This window comes from Ruegeria sp. MALMAid1280 (assembly GCF_049195285.1).
Classification (GTDB): Bacteria; Pseudomonadota; Alphaproteobacteria; order Rhodobacterales; family Rhodobacteraceae; genus Ruegeria.
The window spans coordinates 82,662-98,355 of sequence record NZ_JBMIRT010000046.1 but is presented as its reverse complement, the minus strand read 5'-3'; the positions used below and the strand labels follow the sequence as shown (position 1 = coordinate 98,355).

Annotated in this window: 18 protein-coding genes and 1 riboswitch; of the genes, 12 read left to right on the top strand and 6 right to left on the bottom strand. The window is 61.2% G+C overall.

Features of this window, described 5'->3' with window-relative positions:
• Positions 1–5: 5 nt before the first annotated feature.
• Positions 6–614, bottom strand: coding sequence for a glutathione S-transferase (locus ACOQFT_RS10210; protein WP_421597821.1), 609 nt, complete (start codon positions 612–614; stop codon positions 6–8).
• A gap of 113 nt (positions 615–727) precedes the next feature.
• Positions 728–926: riboswitch (FMN riboswitch) on the top strand.
• Positions 927–1,056: 130 nt separating this feature from the next.
• On the opposite strand from ACOQFT_RS10210, the gene ACOQFT_RS10205 reads away from it, so the two are divergent.
• The 5 genes from ACOQFT_RS10205 (at position 1,057) to cobO (ending at position 5,005) form a co-directional block, all read left to right on the top strand.
• A complete protein-coding gene (locus ACOQFT_RS10205; RefSeq protein WP_421597820.1) occupies positions 1,057–1,497 on the top strand; it encodes a 6,7-dimethyl-8-ribityllumazine synthase in 441 nt (146 codons plus the stop codon).
• Between the two features lie 124 nt (positions 1,498–1,621).
• Positions 1,622–2,722 (top strand): chorismate synthase, encoded by a 1,101-nt coding sequence (gene aroC / locus ACOQFT_RS10200; RefSeq protein ID WP_421597819.1) that lies wholly within the window; start codon positions 1,622–1,624, stop codon positions 2,720–2,722.
• Positions 2,706–3,380 carry an HD domain-containing protein gene (locus ACOQFT_RS10195; protein ID WP_421597818.1) on the top strand — a complete coding sequence of 225 codons (675 nt, stop codon included), beginning with the start codon at positions 2,706–2,708 and terminating at the stop codon, positions 3,378–3,380. The genes aroC and ACOQFT_RS10195 overlap by 17 nt, the downstream gene beginning before the upstream one ends.
• A gap of 32 nt (positions 3,381–3,412) precedes the next feature.
• Positions 3,413–4,348, top strand: a complete 936-nt coding sequence (locus ACOQFT_RS10190) for a DMT family transporter (RefSeq protein ID WP_421597817.1) — start codon at positions 3,413–3,415, stop codon at positions 4,346–4,348.
• Positions 4,349–4,405: 57 nt separating this feature from the next.
• Positions 4,406–5,005: a cob(I)yrinic acid a,c-diamide adenosyltransferase gene (gene cobO / locus ACOQFT_RS10185; RefSeq protein ID WP_421597816.1), complete on the top strand. Its 600-nt coding sequence runs from the start codon at positions 4,406–4,408 to the stop codon at positions 5,003–5,005.
• 34 nt (positions 5,006–5,039) lie between these two features.
• Here the strand turns inward: cobO and ACOQFT_RS10180 are convergent, their stop codons facing one another.
• The 5 genes from ACOQFT_RS10180 to ACOQFT_RS10160 all read right to left on the bottom strand — a co-directional run bounded on the left by ACOQFT_RS10180 (position 5,040) and on the right by ACOQFT_RS10160 (position 9,547).
• Positions 5,040–5,234, bottom strand: a complete 195-nt coding sequence (locus tag ACOQFT_RS10180; RefSeq protein WP_421597815.1) for a hypothetical protein — start codon at positions 5,232–5,234, stop codon at positions 5,040–5,042.
• Between the two features lie 193 nt (positions 5,235–5,427).
• Positions 5,428–6,996 (bottom strand): alkaline phosphatase D family protein, encoded by a 1,569-nt coding sequence (locus ACOQFT_RS10175; RefSeq protein ID WP_421597814.1) that lies wholly within the window; start codon positions 6,994–6,996, stop codon positions 5,428–5,430.
• A 133-nt stretch (positions 6,997–7,129) separates the two neighbouring features.
• Positions 7,130–7,495 (bottom strand): hypothetical protein, encoded by a 366-nt coding sequence (locus ACOQFT_RS10170; RefSeq protein ID WP_421597813.1) that lies wholly within the window; start codon positions 7,493–7,495, stop codon positions 7,130–7,132.
• Positions 7,496–7,604: 109 nt separating this feature from the next.
• Positions 7,605–8,555, bottom strand: a complete 951-nt coding sequence (locus ACOQFT_RS10165; protein ID WP_421597812.1) for a cupin domain-containing protein — start codon at positions 8,553–8,555, stop codon at positions 7,605–7,607.
• A gap of 125 nt (positions 8,556–8,680) precedes the next feature.
• Positions 8,681–9,547 (bottom strand): branched-chain amino acid aminotransferase, encoded by an 867-nt coding sequence (locus ACOQFT_RS10160; protein ID WP_421597811.1) that lies wholly within the window; start codon positions 9,545–9,547, stop codon positions 8,681–8,683.
• 159 nt (positions 9,548–9,706) lie between these two features.
• Here ACOQFT_RS10160 and ACOQFT_RS10155 point away from each other — a divergent pair, with 159 nt between their 5' ends.
• The 7 genes from ACOQFT_RS10155 (at position 9,707) to ACOQFT_RS10125 (ending at position 15,649) form a co-directional block, all read left to right on the top strand.
• Positions 9,707–10,219 carry a MarR family winged helix-turn-helix transcriptional regulator gene (locus ACOQFT_RS10155; protein WP_421597810.1) on the top strand — a complete coding sequence of 171 codons (513 nt, stop codon included), beginning with the start codon at positions 9,707–9,709 and terminating at the stop codon, positions 10,217–10,219.
• Entirely contained in the window at positions 10,216–10,917 is a 702-nt protein-coding gene (locus tag ACOQFT_RS10150) for a response regulator (protein WP_421597809.1), read from the top strand. The genes ACOQFT_RS10155 and ACOQFT_RS10150 overlap by 4 nt, the downstream gene beginning before the upstream one ends.
• Before the next feature lie 69 nt (positions 10,918–10,986).
• Positions 10,987–11,913 (top strand): histone deacetylase family protein, encoded by a 927-nt coding sequence (locus ACOQFT_RS10145; protein WP_421597808.1) that lies wholly within the window; start codon positions 10,987–10,989, stop codon positions 11,911–11,913.
• Positions 11,910–12,152 (top strand): exodeoxyribonuclease VII small subunit, encoded by a 243-nt coding sequence (locus ACOQFT_RS10140; RefSeq protein WP_058272726.1) that lies wholly within the window; start codon positions 11,910–11,912, stop codon positions 12,150–12,152. The genes ACOQFT_RS10145 and ACOQFT_RS10140 overlap by 4 nt, the downstream gene beginning before the upstream one ends.
• Positions 12,153–13,019: a polyprenyl synthetase family protein gene (locus tag ACOQFT_RS10135; RefSeq protein WP_421597807.1), complete on the top strand. Its 867-nt coding sequence runs from the start codon at positions 12,153–12,155 to the stop codon at positions 13,017–13,019. It begins immediately after the preceding gene.
• Between the two features lie 16 nt (positions 13,020–13,035).
• Entirely contained in the window at positions 13,036–14,964 is a 1,929-nt protein-coding gene (gene dxs, locus ACOQFT_RS10130) for a 1-deoxy-D-xylulose-5-phosphate synthase (protein WP_421597806.1), read from the top strand.
• 250 nt (positions 14,965–15,214) lie between these two features.
• Positions 15,215–15,649, top strand: a complete 435-nt coding sequence (locus tag ACOQFT_RS10125; RefSeq protein WP_421597805.1) for a hypothetical protein — start codon at positions 15,215–15,217, stop codon at positions 15,647–15,649.
• Positions 15,650–15,694: the final 45 nt, after the last annotated feature.

The window sequence follows — 15,694 nt, the reverse complement described above, 5'->3', positions numbered from 1 at the left end:
CGGGCTCAGCCCTCGGGGCGGGTCGAAACCATGCTGGGCCGTTCGTTGAACTCGGCAAACCACTCGCTCAGCGCGTCATTGCCCTTGCGCCAGTTCCGCGCATCGTGGCGCAGATCCAGATAACCCAGCGCACAGGCCACGGCCACCTGCCCCATATCCAGCGGCCCCGACAGATGCGCCATCCAACGCTGGTTCAACGCGGCACAGGCCCGTTCGATCTTGCCCCATTGCGCATCCAGCCAGGTGTCCCACTGCTTGTCCTCGGGACGCAGGCGCGCCTCATAGGTCATCCCCAACGCCGAATCCAAAATGCCATCAGCCAGTGCCTCCAGCGTCAGCACATCCCAGCGCCCGGTGCCCTCGGGATACATACCTGTCTTGGCGCGCGCGTCCAGAAAGGCGCAGATCACCCGGCTGTCGAACAGGGTCGGGCCATCCGGCCGCTCCAGCGCCGGAATGCGCCTCAACGGCACCTTGCCCTGCAGCTCGTCCGCCGGAGCCAACGGAGTGGTGGCGACGTTTAACACCTCGACGTCCTCAAGCTGGCCGGTTTCGTGCAGCAAAACCATCACCTTGCGCACATAGGGCGAAGTTGGACTGTGATAGAGTTTCATTCACGCTCTCCTTAGGTTGCAGCGACCTTACAGGACGGTCATGGAAACAAAACCCGTCAATTGGGTGGGGCGCAAAGCCTCTTGCACAAGTGACCGGGCCTTGGCACAGTCCACCCCGTTCTCAGGGCGGGGTGAAATTCCCCACCGGCGGTATGCGGGCATGATCCGTAAGCCCGCGAGCGGCCCCGCAGTGTCCACGATCCGAAAAGTGGGAACCGGTTTTCGGACAGATTGTGGAACCACCAAAGGGTGTCAGCAGATCTGGTGAGAGGCCAGAGCCGACGGTTAAAGTCCGGATGAAAGAGAACGTGCTAGCCGCGCCGCTGATGCGGTGCGTCTGCTCGTGATCGCCTTGGGTGACGTGTCATGCCGGGCTGGCAGCGAAAAGTGGGAACCGGTTTTCGCGACCGCCAGCAGGCCACCAAACTGAAAGGAGATCATGATGACACACACCCGCTATGCTTTTATCAAAGCCAACTGGCATTCCGATATCGTGGACCGTGCGCTGGACGGGTTTCTTGAACTTATCCCCGCCGAGCAAGTCGATGTCTTCGACGTCCCCGGCGCGTTCGAGATGCCGCTGCTGGCCCGCGATCTGGCCCAGACCGGCCAATACGCTGCCATCGCCTGTGCCGCTTTTGTGGTGGATGGCGGCATCTACCGGCACGATTTCGTGGCCCAAGCCGTGGTTGATGGCCTGATGCGCGCCGGTCTGGATACCGGCGTTCCGGTCCTGTCGGTGTCGCTGACCCCGCATCAATATCAGGAAACCGATCACCACAACGCCATTTACCGCGCACATTTCGTGGAAAAGGGGCGCGAGGCCGCGCAGGCCGCGCTGATGATCACCAAAACCCGCGCGAAAGTCGCGCAGGCCGCCTGATCTTCATCTTTTTACAAATACTCAAACGCGCTGCCCACCGGGCGGCGCACCCTGCCCCAACCGCAAATCCGCTTGAGGCCCCGGGCCTTGCCCGCTAATCACAACCCTCAAAGGAGCACGCCCCATGTCGATGAACAGCTTTGGACACCTCTTCCGCGTCACCACCTGGGGTGAAAGCCACGGACCCGCTTTGGGTGCGACCGTTGACGGCTGCCCGCCGGGCGTTGCGATTGACGAGGGCATGATCCAGCACTGGCTGGACAAACGCAAACCGGGGCAGAACAAATTCACCACCCAGCGGCGCGAACCCGATCAGGTGAAAATCCTGTCCGGCGTGTTCGAAGGTCAGACCACCGGTACGCCCGTGCAGCTGATGATCGAGAACACCGATCAGCGCTCGAAAGACTACGGCGATATCATGGAGAAGTTCCGTCCGGGCCACGCCGATATCACCTATTGGCAGAAATACGGCATCCGCGACTATCGCGGCGGTGGGCGCAGCTCGGCCCGCGAAACCGCATCGCGGGTTGCCGCAGGTGGCTTGGCGCGTGAGGCGATCAAGCAGATCGCGCCGAATGTGCAGATCACCGGCTATATGACCCAGATCGGCCCGCACAAGATCGACCGCGCCAATTTCGACTGGTCGCAAATCGAACAGAACCCGTTCTGGACCCCCGACGCGCAAGCGGCTGACGATTGGGCCGCCTATCTGGACGATCTGCGCAAGTCCGGCAACTCGGTCGGGGCCGTGGTCGAGGTCGTGGCCCGTGGCGTTCCCGCCGGGCTGGGTGCGCCCGTTTATGCCAAGTTAGACACTGATCTGGCCGCTGCGATGATGTCGATCAACGCCGTCAAAGGCGTCGAGATCGGCGAAGGCATGGGCGCCGCCGAACTGACTGGCGAAGCCAATGCGGACGAGATTTTCATGGGTCAGGACGGCCCGCAATACAGCTCGAACCACGCAGGCGGCATTCTGGGCGGCATCTCGACCGGGCAGGATGTTGTGGTGCGGTTTGCGGTGAAGCCGACCTCGTCGATCCTGACCACCCGCAAGACCATCACCAAATCGGGCGAGGAAACCGAGATCATCACCAAAGGCCGCCATGATCCCTGCGTCGGCATTCGCGCAGTGCCCGTGGGTGAGGCAATGATGGCCTGCGTGATCCTCGACCACCTTCTGCTGCACCGTGGCCAGATCGGAGAGAACCGTGGACGGATCGGCTGATCTGCGCACACGCCTGCGCGCGGTGGTCGCGCAGCGGATGGAAACCGATCCGGCGCATGACCTGGCCCATCTGGACCGGGTCTGGGTGAATGCTCAGAACATTGCAGATGAGGCGACGGACCGGTCCGTATTGCTGGCTGCCTGTTACCTGCATGATCTGGTCAATCTGCCGAAAGACGACCCCGAACGCCATCTGGCCTCGCGCATGTCGGCACAAGACTCAGAGCCTTTTCTGCGGGAACTGGGTTATGACGAAACCCAGATCGGCGCGATCCAGCATGCCATCGAAGCGCATAGTTTTTCGGCCAATATCAAACCCGAAACGCCCGAGGCCTGCATTCTGCGCGATGCGGATCGGCTGGATGCTCTTGGGGCCATCGGGGTTGCGCGGAACTTTTCCGTCTCGGGCGCATTGGGGCGGACGCTCTATGATGCGGCCGATCCCTTTGCTGCAAACCGCCCGCTGGACGATCTTGCTTTTTCGATCGACCACTGGAAGGTCAAGCTGTTGGCCCTGCCGGATGACATGCTGACCGAGGGCGGCACGGCGCTGGCGTGGCGACGTACCCAGCGGATGATCCGGTTCCTGGAAGAGTTTGCAGACGAGATCGGGCACCCCCTGCCTGCCGACTGGTCGAATTCCCGCACCGGTCATTGATCTTTGACAGCCAAAAGCGCAGGGTCGCGCCGATGGCAAAACCCTTAACATCGCATCGACCTGTGCTGGCCGTGTCGCTGAAACTCAGCGCGCTGGTGCTGTTCACCGCAATGCAGGCGCTGGTCAAAGCCTTGTCGGACGATTTCCCGCCCGGAGAGATGGTGTTCTTCCGCTCGCTCTTTGCGGTTCCAGTGATCATCGGCTGGCTGGTCTATCGGGGTGAGCTGGCGCAGGGGTTGGTCGTCAAAAAACCGATGGGGCATTTCTGGCGCGGGGTTCTGGGCACCAGCGCCATGGGCCTGACCTTTACCGGCCTCAGCCTGCTGCCCCTGCCCGAGGTCACTGCGATTGGTTATGCCACCCCGATCTTCACCCTGATTCTGGCCGCGATCCTGCTGGGCGAGCGTATCCGCATGATCCGCATTGGCGCTGTTGCCATCGGTCTGCTGGGGGTTTTGATCATGATCTGGCCCCGGCTGGGCGGCAACAACATGGACACCGCCGCGACCTTCGGCGCGCTCTGCGTGCTGGCGGCGACCATGGCGCGGGCCTTCGTGCAGATCCACATCCGGCAACTGGTCCAGGTCGATCACCCCGCCGCCGTGGTGTTCTATTTCTCGCTGACCGCCACGCTGCTGTCCTCCCTGACCGCTTTTTGGGGTTGGACCATACCGACGGTTGAACAGGCTCTAATACTGGCGTTTATGGGGCTGATTGGCGGCGTGGCGCAAATTTTGGTGACCTCGTCCTATCGTTTCGGACAGGCCTCGATGTTGGCCCCTTACGATTACACGACCATGCTGTTTGCCATAGTCATCGGTTATGTCTGGTTCGATGAGTGGCCGACACTTGTCATGTTGGGCGGCGCGGCGCTGGTCATTGCGGGCAATGTGCTGGTCATCCTGCGCGAACGCCGGTTGGGCGTGGATCGCGGCAAGGACAAGTCGGCCCCGGACCCGAAGTCCTGATCTTTACCTTTGGCAAACTTCGCTTAGGTTGGGCGCAAATCAGGAAAGGTTCCGCCCATGAGCGACGCACAAGATCACAAGGAAAAGATGCAGAAGGTGCAGGCCCAGCACCGCAAAAAGGTCTCGGAGGCTGTTGACCCGGACCGCGGGTTGGTTCTGATCAATACCGGCAAGGGCAAGGGTAAATCCTCGGCCGCGTTCGGCGTGGTGATCCGGGCGCTGGGGTGGGGCCAGAAGGTGGCCGTGGTGCAGTTCATCAAGGGCAAGTGGAAAACCGGCGAGCGGCGCTTTTTCGAAGAGCGCGATCTGGTGACGTGGCACACGATGGGCGAAGGCTTTACTTGGGACACGCAGGACAAGGAACGTGACATCGCCGCCGCCAACGCCGCCTTTGACAAGGCTCGCGCCCTGATGGCCAGCGGCGACTATGATCTGGTGGTTCTGGACGAGATCAACATCGCTCTGCGCTATGAATACCTGTCGGTGGATCAGGTGATCGACGGGCTGAATGAACGGTCCGACAAGACAAGCGTGTTCCTGACAGGCCGCGACGCCCCGCAAGCGCTGCGCGACTATGCAGATCTGGTCACCGAAATGACCGAGGAAAAGCATCCGTTCCAAGCCGGTATCAAAGCCCAACGCGGCGTTGATTTCTAAAATTTAGAGCCTGAACAGCCCCGCCCCGGGGCTGTTATCCCGCCGGGTTCTCATTAAGATACCGAACTGACCCACGGCGGCTTGCGGCACTGGCCGGAAGGGGTTCCAGCTCTTCGCCTTCCGCTTTTTGTGTTTTGTCAACATAGGCGCAAAAATCATCGTCACAGCAACACCCGCAAGCAGTGGCTGCCTCATGCCGTGCCATGATTTCGTCCAGCGGATCGCCCATGTCTTACTCCGATCATTCGTTTTCGAGGCGGCGGCGGGCTCTCACCTATTCATGCGCTAAACCCGCAGACCGCCCCGAAACCCTGTGCCGAATGCCTACGCATCTGGCGTTGAATGCTATCTGACTATTTTAGTCGGGATTTTCAAGTGAAAAAACGCGCCCGAAAACAATCCTTGGGGCCGAATTCCCGCGATCAGATCCCCTGCGGCTGCGGGTCCAATGTTACCGACCACAGCACGGTATCGGCGCGATCCATCAGGCGCACGGTCATCTGCTGGGTCGCCCCGTCGATATCGACCAGACCAAAGAACTGCAGACCCGCGCTGGGAGGCAGATTCGCCCCCTGTTCCTTGGTCGGCGCTTTGACGAATTTCACCTCTGGCCCAAACGTGCCGTCCAGCGCATTCGGACCAAAGGTTCCGGCGTGCAGCGGACCGGACACAAACTCCCAAAACGGCTCAAAATCCTGGAATTGCGCCTTGTTAGGGTCATAGTAGTGCGCTGCGGTATAGTGCACATCCGCCGTGAACCACACCGTGTTGGCAACCTCTTCGGTTTTGATGAAGCGCAGCAGGTCGGCGATCTCCAACTCGCGGCCCTTCGCCGGACCGTTGTCGCCATTCGCGATCGCTTCGGCCCCTTTCTGATCCTTCCACCGGTCCCAAACGATCAAACCGATCGGCATGTCGGACGCGATGACCTTCCAAGTGGCCTGTGACGCGGCAAGCTCTCGTTTTAGCCACGCCAGTTGCTCGACCCCCAGAATGCGCGACTTGTCGGTGATTTCCGATTCCATCGACGGCCCATTCGGCCCGCGATAGCTGCGCAGGTCCAGGAAGAACACGACAAGCATCGGACCGTATGAGATCTTGCGATACACACGCCCCGGCTCGGCTGGCGTGATCCGCAGCGGCGTCATCTCGTGAAAGGCACGGCCTGCGCGGGATTGCAACACATGCACCGATTTCTCGGTATAGCGATCATCAGAGATCAGGTCCTTGGCGTCCGACCAGTTGTTGACCACCTCATGGTCGTCCCACTGAAAGAAGGTCGGGCAGACGGCATTCATCGCACGCACATGTGCGTCCATCATGTTGTATTTCCACTGGGCGCGGAATTCGTCCAGCGTTTCGGCCACCTTGCGTTTCTCATCGATCAGGGTGGTGTTTTTCCAGATCAGCTGGCCGTCTTTCTCGACCTCGTCCTGCATCGGACCATCGGCATAGACCGTGTCGCCCGAGTGGATGAAGAAATCCGGCCGGTGCTGCGCCATGGTCGCGTAGGTCCGCATACCTTCGTCATCGATACCCCAGCCCTGTCCGGCAGTATCCCCCGACCAGGCAAAGCGGATATTGCGGCGCTCGGACGGTGCAGTGCGGAATTGGCCAATAACAGGCTCTGATACGACGTTGATATCGCTCAGATCAGCGGCCGTAAAACGGTAGAAGATATCCTGATCCGAGGGCAGCCCCTCGACCAGCCGCTTCACCGCGAAATCGCTGTTCGGGATGGCGTCCATCGGGGTTAGCTGGCGGGCCTCGGCAAAGCTTTCGGTGGTCGAGACCTCCATCATCACCCGCGCGGGGCGATCGGTGCGGGTCCAGATCATGCCGGAATTCATGTCGACATCACCCGACTGCACACCATGAGTAAAGACGGGGCGGGAGGAGGCGCGGCTGATCGCGGGCATGGACAGCGACGCGGCAAAGGCGGTGCTACCAGCCAGAAAGGTGCGGCGGTTGGGGCGAAGGATTCGGGGCATGGAAGCTCTCCTGTCTGGTGACCCTTGCGGGCCACGCGATTGGTGAGCGGCAGTGAGCCGCCTGTTTGTGAAACAAGCGGCTCAGAGTCTTGAAAGTATCACGATGGTATTGTGACACCTATGGATACCCTGCTCAGGCGGCAATCCTCTGTTCCGGCGTGCTGAGCGATATGACGGCGACCACCGCCGCGCCGTTCAGCCAGTAGTATATCGCATCCAGGCCCGAAAACCCAAACAGGCTGGGTGCGGCCAGGAACACGACGCCAACCAGCAGATCGACGGCCAGATGGAACTTGTAGGGCAGCACGCGCCAGATACCGAGGTGGTGATCGGTCAGCACGGTCAGCACAAAGGCCGCGACCCCTGTTGCCACAGACAGCCACAGGGCCATCGGGTTGGATTGCCCCAGCCCCAGTACAAAGGGCAGCCCCATCAGCGCAAAGGCAACCGGGTAGTCCAGATAGGCGTGAATGGAGCGGGTAACGAAACGAACAGACATAGAAATTTCCTTTCCTTGCTTGGCATGGCCCCAAGTTAGGTAAGGAAGTTCGGACGTTTAATTCCGGATCGTTCGTGAAAGCTTGCAGATCGTTCAGAAAGGGCCCGGATCAGTGCATCGACCGGTAGGCCGCGGGGGACAGGCCGATCTGCTTTTTGAACACCCGCGAAAACGCAGCCTCAGAGGCATAGCCGACCTCGGCCGCCGCATCCGCCACGTTCCAGCGCGCCTCGCTTAAACCGTGACAGGCGATCTGCATCCGCCAGTCGGTCAGGTATTGCATCGGCGTGGCGCTCATCTTCTCGGCAAAGAGCTGCGCGAAGGCGGTGCGCGACATCCCGGCCTCACGCGCCAGCGACTCGACGCTCCACTCCTGTGCAGGGGTTTGGTGAAACGCGGTCAACGCGCGTGAGATGCGGGGATCCGCGAACCCGGCAAGCGCGGATTCGCTTGGGCTTTGGTGTTCCAGATGGGCGCGGATGGCTTGTGCAAACAGCACCTCGGACAGTTTCAGCGCAATCAGGTCGCCGCCGATGCGGGCGCCATTGATTTCAGACCCGATCATGCGCAGGGTGGCTTCGATCCAGGCCCCGGCTTCCTCTCCGTAGTTTTCAATCAGGATGTAAGGCGGCAACCGGTCGATCAGCATATGCCCGGTGCCCTGACGCCCCGGCGGACCGGTGAACGAGAAATGGCCGCAGATCAGTTGCGTGTCGCGGCTATTATCCTCGCCGCCATAAATCAGAACGCCGTCGCCCTGATAGCCGGCCTCGTCCAACACCCGCTCTAGCGGCAGCGCGTCCACCGGTTTGACCTCATTGCACAGCAGCGCATGGGCGGCACCATGTGGGATCAGGATCAGGTCGCCTTGCTTCAGACGCAGGATTTCGCCTGTGTTAGAGACTGAAACCTTCAGTTCACCCCGTTGAACAAAATGAAACCGGGCCACGTTTTCGAAGGCGGGGACCTGAACGCCGAAGGGTGGCGTGAAGGAGGTGCGGAAATAGAATGTGCCCCGCAGGGACAGGCGGGTGAGGATATCGCTGAGCAAGTCCAACATGGGGCAAACCTAACCCCGGCTGCGCATTCGTCCAGCCTTCTGAACGATCTGCACAAAATCTTGAACGGCCGGCAAAGAAAGACCCCCGCGAAAGGCGGGGGTCTCGATGACGTTACCGGACCGGATCAGGCGCGGACCAGTGCCTCATATTCAGCGGCAATCTCACGCGTCAGATCGCCAACCTCGAACGTATAATCGCCGATCTGCCCGACCGGAGTGACCTCGGCCGCGGTGCCAGTCAGCCAGCATTGTTCGAAATCGGCCATCTCTTCGGGCTTGATGCGGCGTTCGTGCACGGTGATGCCCTTGTCCCTGAGCATCTGGATCACGGTCTGGCGGGTGATGCCGTTCAGGAAGCAATCCGCCAGCGGCGTGTGCACCTCACCATCCTTGACAAAGAACACGTTGGCGCCGGTCGCCTCGGCCACGTACCCGCGCCAGTCCATGAACAGCGCGTCCGAGCAGCCCTTGGCCTCGGCCTTGTGCTTGGAGATGGTGCAGATCATGTAAAGACCCGCCGCCTTGGCGTGGACCGGGATGGTTTCCGGGCTGGGGCGCTTCCATTCGGCGATGTCCAGCTTGGCGCCCTGCATTTTGGCGTCGCCGTAATAGGCGCCCCAGGGCCAGACCGCGACCGCCATGCGCACCGGGTTGCGGGCCGAGGCCACGCCCATGTCCTCGCCCGAGCCGCGCCAGACCAGCGCGCGGATATAGGCGTCCTGCAGACCGCTGGCCTTCAGCGCCTCTTCCTTGGCGGCCTCGATCTCGTCCACCGAATAGGGCACCGGCATGTCCAGCGCCTCGGCCGAGGCGATCAGGCGTTCGGAATGTTCGCGGCTTTTAAAGATCTTGCCGCTATAGGCGCGCTCACCCTCGAATACCGAAGACGCATAGTGCATCGCGTGTGTCAGGATGTGCACATTGGCGTCGCGCCAGGGAACAAGTTTGCCATCCAACCAGATGGTGCCATCACGATCATCATACCCCGCCATGCGAAACCTCCAGCCTTGGGTTGAATTTTCCGATTGTTGTGCCAATTAAGTCCGATGCGGACATAAAGTTGCGCAGAAACTGCGATTCGATACCTGTCCACTCTTGGAATGTCAACAACGCTGACATAAACTCGGCACGAGTAACGAATGAGGCATACTATGTCGGATACGCGTCCCGCCCAAGTCTTTGGCGGTGAAAGCCTGCTGTTTTTGACCGACGAACAGCTTCGGCAAGGGATCGAGGCGATGTTTTTCGCCTATCGCGGCTTTACCGCGGACCCGGATCGCATTCTGGCGCAGATGGCCTATGGCCGGGCGCATCACCGGGCCGTCCATTTCATCAACCGCGCGCCGGGGACAACGGTGAACAACCTGCTGGCGATTCTGGGCGTGACGAAACAGTCTCTGAACCGGGTGCTGCGGACGCTGATCGAGGATGGTCTGGTCGAAAGCCGCGTAGGCACGGCGGACAAGCGTGAACGGCATCTGTTCCTGACCGAAAAAGGCAAGGCGCTTGAGGCCAAGCTGTCCGAGGCCCAGCGCGTGCGCATGCGCGCGGCGTATAAAGATGCCGGCCCCGAGGCCGTGTCGGGATTTCGTAAAGTGCTTGAAGCGATGATGGATGCTGATATGCGTCATGCTTACACGAAACTGCGGGATACCACCTCATGAGCGATATGGACGCCCATCTGCTGATCGTCGACGACGATGAGCGTATTCGTGATCTGCTCAAGAAGTTCCTGATGCGGAGCGGTTTTCTGGTCACCGCGGCCCGGGATGCGGCACACGCAAGGCGGGTGTTGTCCGGACTGGATTTCGACATGATCGTGATGGACGTGATGATGCCGGGCGAGGATGGCGTCAGCCTGACCCGGACGCTGCGCGAGACCCACTCTACGCCGATCCTGCTGTTGACCGCACGGGGCGAGACTGAACATCGCATCGCCGGGCTTGAGGCAGGTGCAGATGATTACCTGGCCAAACCATTTGAGCCGAAAGAGCTGCTGCTGCGGATCAATGCGATTCTGCGGCGAATGCCGGAAACGCCCGCACAGGATACCGCGACCAAGATTCTGAACCTCGGACCTATCCGCTATGACGTGGAGCGCGGAGAGATGTGGCAGGGCGAAGAACCCGTGCGCCTGACCGCGACCGAGAGCCAACTGATGAAGATTTTCTCGGCCCAGCCGGGTGAGCCAATCAGCCGCGCCAAGCTGGTTGAGGATTTGGGCCGCGACAAGGGCCAGGCGCAGGAGCGCGCGGTGGACGTGCAGATCACCCGCCTGCGTCGGAAGATCGAACAGGACCCGAAGCAGCCTCGGTACCTGCAGACCGTTCGGGGTGCCGGGTATATGCTGGCGCCAGATTAATTGTGCCGCTGCGCGGCGGTTTAAGGCCTTCGGCGAGGATATTTTTAGCCAGATGAACTGGGGATTCCGATGAAAACTGCCCTTCTGACCCATGCAGATTGTTTGGGCCATGTGACGCCGGGCGGGCATCCGGAGCGGGTGGCGCGGCTGGAGCATATTCTGCACGCATTGGAATCGTTGGATCTGAACCGGGTGACGGCCCCCTTGGCGGCGGATGACGATCTGTTGCGGGTGCATCCGGAAAGCTACATCCGGGATATTCGCAGCGCGCGCCCGGCCGAGGGGTTTGCCCAGATCGACGGGGATACGTTCATGTCTCCGGGCTCGGTCGATGCGGCTTATCGTGCGGCGGGCGCTGTGGTGCGGGCGGTGGATATGGTGCTGGGCGGCGAGGCTCCGAACGCGTTTTGTGCGATCCGACCGCCGGGGCATCATGCCGAGACCGACACCGCCATGGGCTTCTGCCTGTTCGGCAATGCGGCGCTGGCAGCGAAACACGCGCTGGATCATCACGGGCTGAACCGCGTGGCGGTGGTCGATTTCGACGTGCATCACGGCAATGGCACGCAGGATCTGCTGTGGGATGAGCAGCGGGCACTGGTGATCACAAGTCAACAAATGCCTTTGTGGCCCGGATCAGGGCGCCCGGATGAGACCGGCGCCTTTGATACCGTTCTCAACATCCCTCTGGCCCCTGGGACAGGCGGTGCCGAGATGCGGGCGGCTTATGAAACGCTGGCCTTCCCGCGCCTGCGCGCTTTCAAGCCGGAACTTATCATCATCTCAGCAGGGTTTGACGCCCATCAGGACGATCCGCTGGCCAATCTCAATTGGTCCACCGGCGATTTCGCCTGGATCACAGCTGAGCTATGTAAACTTGCCGATGAGGTCTGCGAGGGACGTATCGTCTCGACTCTGGAAGGCGGGTATGATCTGAACGCACTGGCCGAGGCCACCCGCGCCCATGTGGAAGAATTGATGAAGGCAGCCCGATGACCGATACCCCCGTTGATCAGATGACATTCGAACAGGCGATGAAAGAGCTTGAGGCCGTGGTTGGCCAGCTGGAACGCGGCGACGTGGCGCTGGACCAGTCCATCGCGCTGTATGAACGCGGGGCGGCGCTGAAGAAACGCTGCGAGGATGAGCTGAAGCGGGCCGAGGAAAAAGTGGCCGCAATCACGCTGGACGCCAATGGTCAGCCGACCGGGACGACGCCTGTCGAAGGTCAGTAGATGTTTCGCGAAAAGCTAGCGCAGGATGCGGCGCGGATTCAGGACCAGTTCGATCTGGTTCTGGGCGCGCTGGACGATCTGGATGTGACCCGGGCGATGGCCTACGCCACCGAGGGCGGCAAGCGGCTGCGCGGGTTTCTGGTGCTGGAAAGCGCGCGCCTGCATGGCGTGGACGAAGGGCGCGCGATCTGGCCCGCAGCGGGGATCGAGGCGCTGCACACCTATTCTCTGGTGCATGACGATCTGCCTTGCATGGATGACGATGACCTGCGGCGCGGGCGCCCGACCGTGCATGTGAAATGGGACGAAGGCACCGCCGTTCTGGCCGGGGATGCGCTGCAGACGCTGGCCTTTGAGCTGTGCACGCGGCCCGAGATCGGCAATGCCGAGATCCGCGCGGAACTGGCCCTGACACTGGCCAAAGCCAGCGGAGCGCAAGGCATGGTGCTGGGTCAGGCGCAGGATATTGCGGCGGAGTCGGCCTCTGCCCCTCTGACGCTGGAGGAAATCACGCGCCTTCAGGCGGGCAAGACCGGTGCCCTGATCGAATGGTCCGCCTGTGCGGGGGCTCGGCTGGCGCAGGCCGATCCTGACCCCTTGCGCCAATATGCCCAAGCCCTTGGCCTTGCTTTTCAGATCGCGGATGACATCCTTGATGTGGAAGGTGATGCCGAAAAGGCCGGGAAACGCCTGCAGAAGGATGCCGAGGCCGGCAAGGCTACGTTTGTGTCGCTGTTGGGTCTGGAAGCGGCCAAAGCCCGTGCTGCAGAGCTGATTGATCAGGCCTGCGCTGCGCTGGATGGGTATGGTGCCTCAGCTGAAACCTTGAAGGACGCCGCCCGCTTCGTTATTGCCCGGGACAGCTAAGCCAGGAACGCGCCATATGTCTGACCGCCCGAACACGCCCCTGCTGGACCTTGTGAACCGCCCTGCGGATCTCAAGCAGTTCTCGGACGCGCAACTGCATCAGGTGGCGCAGGAATTGCGGGCCGAGACGATTTCGGCCGTGTCGGTCACCGGCGGCCATCTGGGCGCGGGTCTGGGTGTGGTCGAGCTGACCACCGCGCTGCACGCCGTGTTTGACACGCCGCGCGACAAGATCATCTGGGACGTGGGCCACCAGTGCTATCCGCATAAAATCCTGACCGAGCGGCGGGATCGTATCCGTACCCTGCGCATGAAAGACGGCCTGAGCGGGTTCACCAAACGCAGCGAAAGCCCTTATGACCCGTTCGGCGCGGCGCATAGTTCGACCTCGATCAGCGCGGCGCTGGGATTTGCTGTTGCCCGCGATCTGGGCGGTGTCACGCCCGAAGGTCTGGGCGATGCGATTGCGGTGATCGGCGATGGCTCGATGTCGGCAGGCATGGCCTTTGAGGCGATGAACAACGCAGGCCACCTGCGCAAACGTCTGATCGTCATCCTCAACGACAATGAGATGAGCATCGCGCCCCCGGTCGGCGCGCTGTCCAGCTATCTGTCGCGGATCTATACCGAGGCCCCGTTCCACGACCTGAAGGCTGCGGCCAAAGGCGCGGTGTCGCTGCTGCCCGAGCCTTTCCGTGAAGGCGCGAAACGCGCCAAGGAAATGCTGAAAGGCATGGCCGTGGGCGGCACGCTGTTCGAGGAGTTGGGCTTTTCCTATATCGGCCCGCTGGACGGGCACGACATGGATCAGCTGCTGCCGGTTCTGCGCACCGTCAAGGCGCGGGCGACCGGCCCGATCCTGATCCATGTGCTGACCAAGAAAGGCAAAGGTTACGCCCCTGCCGAGCAGGCCCGCGACAAGGGCCATGCAACGGCCAAATTCGACGTGGTAACCGGCAAGCAGCAAAAAGCGCCGTCCAACGCACCGTCATACACCTCGGTCTTTGGCAAGACGCTGGTCGAAGAGGCCGGGCGCGATGACAAGATCGTCGCCGTCACCGCCGCAATGCCGGACGGCACCGGGCTGAGCCTGTTTGCGGAACGCTACCCATCGCGTTGTTTCGATGTGGCGATTGCCGAACAGCACGGCGTGACCTTCGCCGCCGCGCTGGCGGCCGGTGGGATGAAGCCGTTCTGCGCGATGTATTCCACCTTTTTGCAACGCGGTTACGATCAGGTCGTGCATGACGTCGCCATCCAGCGCCTGCCGGTACGATTTGCCATCGACCGCGCGGGCCTTGTGGGCGCCGACGGCGCCACCCATGCGGGGTCGTTCGACATCGCCTATCTGGCCAACCTGCCCGGCATGGTCGTAATGGCCGCCGCAGATGAGGCCGAACTGGTGCATATGGTGGCCACTGCCGCGGCCCATGACGACGGCCCCATTGCTTTCCGCTATCCGCGCGGAGAAGGCGTCGGCGTCGATCTGCCCGAACGCGGTGAGGTGCTGGAAATCGGCAAGGGTCGGATGATCCAGACAGGCGCGCGCGTGGCACTGCTGTCCTTTGGCACCCGCCTGGCCGAGGTGCAAAAGGCCGCCGAGGCACTCTCGGCCCGGGGCATCTCCCCCACCATCGCCGATGCCCGCTTTGCCAAACCGCTGGATCGTGAGCTGATTCTGGACCTCGCCACAAACCACGAGGCCCTGATCACCATCGAAGAAGGCGCGGTTGGCGGGTTCGGCAGCCACGTGGCGCAACTGCTGGCGGATGAGGGCGTATTCGATCACGGGCTGAAATACCGCTCGATGGTGCTGCCGGATACCTTCATCGATCAGGCAAGCCCGGCGGATATGTACACTGTCGCCGGTATGAACGCCGAGCAGATCGAGGCCAAGGTGCTGTCGGTTCTGGGGGTGACAACCATCGGCGAAAAACGCGCCTGAGGCCCAATGGGGCGGTGCACGCATCGCCCCGGTCTGGTGCATGGCCAAGGCGTGGCAAGCACCGCCGGCTTGAATTCCCGTAGAGCCGTTTCCTGCCATATATTCCTTGGATAGCCGCTTATGGCTGCGCGTTGGGGGTGAGTCATTGTGAACACAGGATTAACTCGCTTTTCCGGGTGATATTTCTGCCCGCCGAAGGTTCTGCTAGGGATAGAAAAAACGAAAACTCCACCCTTGAGCAGGCGGGCGGATGAGAAACACGATTGCGGCGTCTACGGCACTCATTCTGATGAGTGTTCCGGCGACATCAAAAGAGCTTCGGATTGGCAACGACCCTGGCGGTCGCATTATGGATCGTATGGTCCAGATAGAAATCGCCAATCGAACCGACATGCAGTTCCGGATTATCGGAGATTATTGCAACTCCAGCTGCACCATGTTGCTGGGCGCCGATGATGTTTGCGTATCCCCCGAAACGGTATTTGGGTTTCACGGCCCTCACCGGTTGGATCGGAAAAAAATGGCGTCTGATGAATTCGACAGGAAAAGTGTGACGCTCTCAAGTTACTATCCGGGTCCGGTCAGCAACTGGTTCATGTCCAAGGCAAGATTTGCCGGTCCGGATGAGCTATTCTTTGTATCGGGTGAATACCTGATCGGTCTTGGTGTTAAGGAATGCGTGTAAAGTTCTTGTTCAGAGCAAGAGGACCGCACCTGTGTCATGGGCAAT